7 protein-coding genes are annotated in these 6,575 nt (G+C 69.0%); 6 read left to right on the top strand and 1 reads right to left on the bottom strand.

What is annotated here, in order from left to right:
• Positions 1 to 109 precede the first annotated feature (109 nt).
• From SKC42_RS07105 to fdxA, 6 genes are all read left to right on the top strand, one after another.
• Positions 110 to 934, top strand: a complete 825-nt coding sequence (locus SKC42_RS07105) for a universal stress protein (protein WP_330963570.1) — start codon at positions 110 to 112, stop codon at positions 932 to 934.
• A 95-nt stretch (positions 935 to 1,029) separates the two neighbouring features.
• Positions 1,030 to 1,701: a hypoxia response regulator transcription factor DosR/DevR gene (gene dosR / locus SKC42_RS07100; RefSeq protein WP_330963569.1), complete on the top strand. Its 672-nt coding sequence runs from the start codon at positions 1,030 to 1,032 to the stop codon at positions 1,699 to 1,701.
• Positions 1,702 to 1,949: 248 nt separating this feature from the next.
• Complete coding sequence (locus tag SKC42_RS07095) at positions 1,950 to 3,599, top strand: GAF domain-containing sensor histidine kinase (RefSeq protein WP_330963606.1); 1,650 nt, start codon at positions 1,950 to 1,952, stop codon at positions 3,597 to 3,599.
• 86 nt (positions 3,600 to 3,685) lie between these two features.
• Complete coding sequence (locus tag SKC42_RS07090) at positions 3,686 to 4,207, top strand: GNAT family N-acetyltransferase (RefSeq protein ID WP_330963568.1); 522 nt, start codon at positions 3,686 to 3,688, stop codon at positions 4,205 to 4,207.
• 13 nt (positions 4,208 to 4,220) lie between these two features.
• Positions 4,221 to 5,105, top strand: a complete 885-nt coding sequence (locus tag SKC42_RS07085; RefSeq protein ID WP_330963567.1) for a universal stress protein — start codon at positions 4,221 to 4,223, stop codon at positions 5,103 to 5,105.
• Positions 5,106 to 5,186: 81 nt separating this feature from the next.
• Complete coding sequence (gene fdxA, locus SKC42_RS07080) at positions 5,187 to 5,525, top strand: ferredoxin (protein WP_330963566.1); 339 nt, start codon at positions 5,187 to 5,189, stop codon at positions 5,523 to 5,525.
• A gap of 92 nt (positions 5,526 to 5,617) precedes the next feature.
• Here the strand turns inward: fdxA and SKC42_RS07075 are convergent, their stop codons facing one another.
• Complete coding sequence (locus tag SKC42_RS07075; RefSeq protein WP_330963565.1) at positions 5,618 to 6,445, bottom strand: universal stress protein; 828 nt, start codon at positions 6,443 to 6,445, stop codon at positions 5,618 to 5,620.
• Positions 6,446 to 6,575 lie beyond the last annotated feature (130 nt).

Below are 6,575 nucleotides of genomic sequence, written 5' to 3'. Positions count from 1 at the left end.
CTACCCGCTACGACAAACTCGCCATCGTCTACCGCGGCGCAGCCGTTCTCAACGCCATCGTCGCCTGGACCCGACGTTTGTCAGACATGCCCTAGGAGCCGCAGGCCCCATGAATCCGTCAGCCCAGCCCCAACCGGTGGTCGTCGGGATCGACGGCTCCAAGGCGGCGATCCGGGCGGCGCTCTGGGCGACCGGCGAGGCCGTGAGCCGCGATGTTCCGCTGCGGCTGCTGTGCGTCATCGAGCAGGACGAAATGCACGCAACCGCGGACGTGGCGGTGCGCCAGGCGCGCAGCGCCGTCGAGGCCACCGGCAAGTCCGTGAAGCTGGAAACGGAGGTTGTCCACGGGGCGGCGGTCGGGTCGCTGATCCGCGCCTCGGCGTCGGCGGTCATGGTGTGTGTGGGCGCGGTGGGATTGCGGCACTTCCGGCCCGGCCGGGTGGGTTCCACGGCGGCCGCGCTGGCCGTGTCGGCGCGGTGTCCCGTGGCGATCATCCGCGGACGCGACAATCACCTTGGCGACAACCGGGAACGGATCGCGGTGGAACTCGACGGATCGCCCGACAACGGCGTCCTGCTGGGCGCCGCCGTGGACGAGGCGCTGGCGCGCGACGCAACCCTCCAGGCGATCGTGTGCCGGCGACCGCTCGACGACAACGGAGTGGCCGACACCGAAAGCGACCGGCGGGCCCTCGCGGGCCTGGATCGCCGGCTCGCGACCTGGAAACGACGTCACCCGGGGCTGCGGGTGGCCACCGTGGCGATACACGGTGGCCTGCTGGAATATGTCGCCGGCCACCGCCGGTCGGTGACCCTGATCGTCGTCGGTTCCCAGAACCGGCAGCGCCTCGACGAGCTCGTCGGACCGGCCGGCAGCGCGATATTGCAGGACGCGGACTGTTCGCTGCTCATCGTCAACCGGCAACATATGTGAGACCGAGCAATGATGAAGATATGCAATATTGAGTTGACATCGGTCCGGCCGCCCCGATGACCGTGGCTACGCGCGGCCGGCAGGAAGGGCTCCTCATGGTTAAGGTTTTCCTGGTCGACGACCACGAAGTGGTCCGACGTGGGCTCGCCGACCTCCTCGCAGCCGACAGCGAGCTCGAGATCGTCGGCGAGGCGGGGTCGGTTTCCGAGGCGAAGGCCCGGATTCCCGCCCTCAAACCCGACGTCGCCGTGCTCGACGTGCGACTTCCCGACGGGAACGGGATCGAGTTGTGCCGGGACCTGGTGTCCGACCACCCGGACCTGCGCTGCCTCATGCTGACGTCGTTCACCTCCGACGAGGCGATGCTCGAGGCGATCCTGGCCGGTGCCAGCGGCTACGTCGTCAAGGACATCAAGGGCATGGAGCTCGCCCACGCGATCAAGGAGGTCGGCGCCGGAAAGTCGCTGCTCGACAACCGGGCGGCGGCCGCGCTGATGGCGAAGCTGCGCGGTGCGGCGGAGCGCGAGGACCCGCTGTCCGGGCTGACCGAACAGGAACGCACGCTCCTCGGGCTTTTGAGCGAAGGATTGACCAACAGGCAGATCGCGGCGCGGATGTTTCTCGCCGAGAAGACGGTGAAAAATTACGTTTCCCGTTTGCTGGCGAAGCTTGGAATGGAGCGGCGAACGCAGGCCGCGGTTTTCGCGTCACGGCTGGACCAGCGGTCCGGTCAGCCGGGCAACTCGGCGGACGCGCCTGCGGACTGATCGGCGCACGCCCGGCATCGTTGCTGGTCGCGGTCCTAAACACGCGGTTGACGGCGCGGCCCTCATATTGGGAAGCTGACTGGGTCAGGGCTAAGCTGTAAGAGCATCTTCGCGTTGTGTACTTGACATTCCGCATAACGAAAGCTGCCGGGACGGCCGAAGGTGTCTTGGAGGTATCGGGTCGGGTGGCTAACGATGAACGCAGCTCGGCCTTCGCCGGACTCGGTCAGCGCGGGCTGGTCAGCAGGATGCATGCGCAGCTCGACGAGTTGCTCGCCGCTCGCGACCAGATGGAGCAGCTGCTCGGCGTCTTTGTTGAGATCGGATCGGACCTCGACCTCGACGCCACGCTGCGCCGGATCATCACCGCGGCCCGGGAACTGACCGCCGCCCCGTACGGCGCGCTGGCCGTGCGCGATCCCGAGGGCAACCTGCTCTCCTTCGTCCACGACGGCATGGACGCCGAGACGGTCGAGCGCATCGGGCACCTGCCGGTCGGGAAAGGCCTGCTCAGCCTGTCCATCTTCGACACGCCGGCGCTGCGGATGGACGATTTGACGACGCATCCGGCCGCCGTCGGGTTCCCCGAACACCACCCGCCCATGCGGGCGTTCCTCACGGTGCCGATCACCGTTCGCGGCATAGTGTTCGGCAACATCTACCTGACCCACGTCGAGCCGCAGCGGGTCTTCTCCGAATCCGACGAGGTGGCCGCCCGCGCGCTGGCATTCGCGGCCGCCGTCGCGATCGACAACGCGCGGCTCTTCGAACGCGAGCGGACGGTGGCGAAGTGGATGCAGGCCAGCCGCGAGATCACGACCGCGCTGCTGTCCAGTGCCGAGCCGCACCGGCGCCCGCTGCAGCTGATCGCCGAACGCGCGCGCATGCTGACCGACGCCGAACAGGCGATCGTGCTGATGACCGCCGAGGCCGACGTGCCCGATGACGAGGTCGAGACGCTGGTGGTGTCCGCCGCGGTCGGCGTGCACGCCGACGAGGTGATCGGCCAGCGGATCCCGGTGGAGGGGTCGACGAGCGGCACGGTGTTCCGCTCCGGCGAGCCGCTCATCACCGAGGCCCTGCGCTATCCGATCGAGGCGTTCACCGATGTCGGCCAGCGCCCGGCCATCCTGATGCCGCTGCGCGCCCACGACCGGGTCGCGGGCGTGATCGTGATCGCCCGTGGCGTCGACTCGCCGCCGTTCAGCGAGAGCTACCTCGACCTGGTGAGAGACTTCGCCACGCACGCCGCGATGGCGCTCGTGCTGGCGTCGGCCCGCGACGACGCCCGGCGGCTCACCATCCTCGCCGAACGGGAACGCATCGCGCACGACCTGCACGACCACGTCATCCAGCGGCTGTTCGCCGCCGGCATGGATCTTCAGGGCACGCTGGCCCGGGCACGCTCGCCCGAGGTCGCCGACCGGCTCAACCGAACGCTCGACGATCTGCAGACCATCATCGAGGAGATCCGCACCACGATCTTCCAGCTCAAGGCCCCGTCGGGGAAGAACGGCGACTTCCGGCAGCGGATCCAGCGGGTGATCGCCGACCTCACCGAGAACCGGGACATCGTGACCACCGTGCGCATGCATGGACCGATGACGGCGGTGGGGGGTCAGGTCGCCGAGCACGCCGAGGCCGTCACCGCGGAGGCCATCAGCAACGCGCTTCGGCACTCCGGCGGGTCGCGCCTGACCGTCGAGATCAATGTGGCCGACATGTTCATCCTCGACATCAGCGACAACGGCTGCGGCATCCCCGACGGCAATTCGCGGCACAGCGGCCTGGCCAACATGAAGCACCGCGCCGAACAACTCGGCGGCGACTGTGAGATCACCAACCCGCCCGAGGGCGGTGCCCGGGTGCACTGGATTGCCCCGCTCACCGATTCCTGACGTTTAACCTGCCGGGACCAATGGCCGCCCGCTGAGGCCCAACGACCCCTCCCGGAGCGCGCCGATCCCGAATAGCGTCATGGACCATGAGTGACCAGGCGGTGCGGGGGGCCAGCGCCCGGCTGCTCGACGGGCGGCTGGTGTCGTTGCGGCGGCTGGGCTCTGGCGACGCCGAGGCCGTGTTCGCGCTCCACGAGCACCTGTCCGACCACGATCGGTACTTCCGGTTCTTCACGTTGCAACCCATCGGGCTGCCTGATCTGGTCGGCAAGCTGACCGGGGCCGCCGACGGGTCGTACGCGCTGGGCGCGTTCGACGGCGACCGGCTGATCGGGATCGCGCATTACACAGTCGTGCGCGACCAGCCGCGGGTCGCCGAGGTCGCCGTCGTGGTGGCCCACCAGGACCACTCTCTGGGGGTGGGGACCGCCCTGCTCAAACACCTCGGCCGGATCGCGCGGGCCAACGGGGTGGAGCGCTTCGCCGCGGACGTCCTGGGAGAGAACCACCTGATGCTCACCGTCTTCTTCGAACTCGGTTGGCACAGCGATCCGCCGGACGGGTCGATTCGCCACCTGGAAGTCGAGCTTCCCGAAGAGATCTCGTAGCAAGGAGCGCGAAATGGCAGAGAATTCAGGCAACTACGGCGTATTGGTATGCGTCGACGGCTCGGCGGCGTCCGACGCCGCGGTCGCCTGGGGCGCCCGCGAGGCCAGCTTGCGCGGGCTGCCGATCACGCTGATGCACGCCGTCCCGCCGGTGGTGGTCGGCTGGCCGGTGGGCCAGCTGTACGAGGACATGCCCGAGTGGCAGCAGGACGACGCGCGTCAGGTCATGGACCGCGCGCGCAAGACCCTGACCGCCAGTCTGGGCGACACCGAGCACCTGGAGATCCGCACCGAGACGGTGTATTCCGGTGTGGTCCCGGCGTTGATCGAGGCCTCGAAACAGGCGTGGATCGTTGTGACCGGCAGCCAGGGGCTGGGGGCGCTGGGCCGCCTGCTGCTGGGCTCGGTGACGACCGGGCTGATCCACTACGCGCACTGTCCGGTCGCGGTGATCCACTCCGAGGAGGCCACGGCCCCCGAACCGGGCGCGCCCGTGCTGTTGGGCGTCGACGGGTCGCCGGCGTCCGAAGCCGCGACCGCCCTGGCGTTCGACGAGGCCTCGCGCCGAGGCGTCGACCTGCTGGCACTGCACGTGTGGAGCGACGTCGGGGTGTTCCCGATCCTCGGCATGGACTGGCGCGACCGTGAGAAGGAGGGGCAGGAGATCCTCGCCGAACGACTGGCCGGCTGGCAGGAGCAGTATCCAGACGTGCACGTGCACCGGCTGCTTTACTGCGACAAGCCATCCCAGTGGTTGGTCAAGGAATCCGAGCGCGCGCAACTGGTGGTGGTCGGCAGCCATGGTCGCGGCGGGTTCCCCGGCATGCTGCTGGGATCGGTCAGCTCCGCCGTCGCCCAGGCGGTGAAAGTGCCGGTGATCGTCGTCCGTAAGGCGTAGCGGGGCAGGGCCTTTGGTCCCGGGTATCGAGGCCGTTCGGCAGACGCATGCGGTGCGGTCGGCTGGCTACCGTCGCAGGTTATGACTTATGTGATCAGCGCGGCGTGTGTCGACGTGGTGGACGGCTCCTGTGTGCAGGAATGCCCGGTCGACTGCATCTACGAGGGCGCCCGGAGCCTCTACATCAATCCCGACGAGTGCGTCGATTGCGGCGCCTGCCAATCGGCCTGCCGCGTGGAGGCGATCTATTGGGAGGGTGACCTGCCCGAAGATCAACTCCGCCACCTGGCCGACAACGCCGCCTTCTTCAGTGAGCCGCTGCCCGGGCGGGACACCCCGCTGGGTTCGCCGGGCGGTGCCGCCGGTGTCGGCAGGGTGGGCGTCGACACCCCGTTGATCGCCGGGATGCCACCGGCGTAGCTGCGATGCGCCGAACGTGGGCCCTAAGTAGGGATTTGAGCGGTGGTTTCATGCATAGGGCCCACGTTCGGCGATTAGTTCGCCAGCCTCGCTCACCGGCGGACGACCAGGACCGAGCAACCGGTCCGCCCGGTCATGCGCGGCCCGGAGGGGCCGACCATCCGCGCCACCTTGTCCGCGTCCTCGTCGCCCACCACCGCGAGCTGCACGGATTCCTGCGTGTGGGCCAGGAATTCGGCCGCGCCGCGTCGCGCGGCCGCCGGCATGACGTGCACCTGTGGATACCTGGTCACCCAGGGGCCGAGGCGGTCTTCCAGCTGGCCGTAGGGAATCTCGCCCAGCCCCCAACGCCACACCCCCATCGCCAGGATCGGCGCCGAACGCAGGTGCGCCTCGCGGAAGCCGTGTTCGAGCACCGCGTCGTTGCCGGGCGATTCGTCGACGACCACGGCGACCCACCCGGGCCCGTCGTCGGCGCTCGGCGCGGGCTGGTGATCGGTGCGGACGATGGCGACCGGGCAGTGGGCGTTACGGGCCACCGCGTCGGCGGTGGAACCGAGGACCTTGCTGGCGATGCGTCCGATTCCCACCGATCCGATGCACACCAGTGCGGCGTCGTGGGATTCGGCGATCAGAGCACCCTCCGGGGTGCCGCGGACGATGCCGCACTCGACTTTGACCGGCTCGCCCGTGGCCTGCAGCGCCGCGTCGGCGTCGCGCAGCGCGGACTCGGCGTACTGCACCTCGAGGCTGCCATCATCCATGCCTTCGTCCGCGCACCGTTCGGGCACGGCCTGGACCAGCCGCAGCGGCACGTTCCGGCTGACCGCCTCGGCCGCCGCCCACTTCGCCGCGTTGATCGCGGCGGTCGAGCCGTCGATCCCCACCACGATCCGCTCCGATGGCTGCGGATGATTCATCGCGTCCTCCCGATTGATTGGCTTGATTGGCCAGGGGGGACACTCCCGGTCCCGCCACCGCCGACGTTATTCGGCGCAAGCGGGGTGTGCGGAGGGCCGTTCGGCCCCCGTTTGGGGGCAATGGTCACCC

It is taken from the genome of Mycobacterium sp. 050134 (assembly GCF_036409085.1).
Classification (GTDB): domain Bacteria; phylum Actinomycetota; class Actinomycetes; order Mycobacteriales; family Mycobacteriaceae; genus Mycobacterium.
This window is presented reverse-complemented; position numbering and strand designations above follow the sequence as displayed.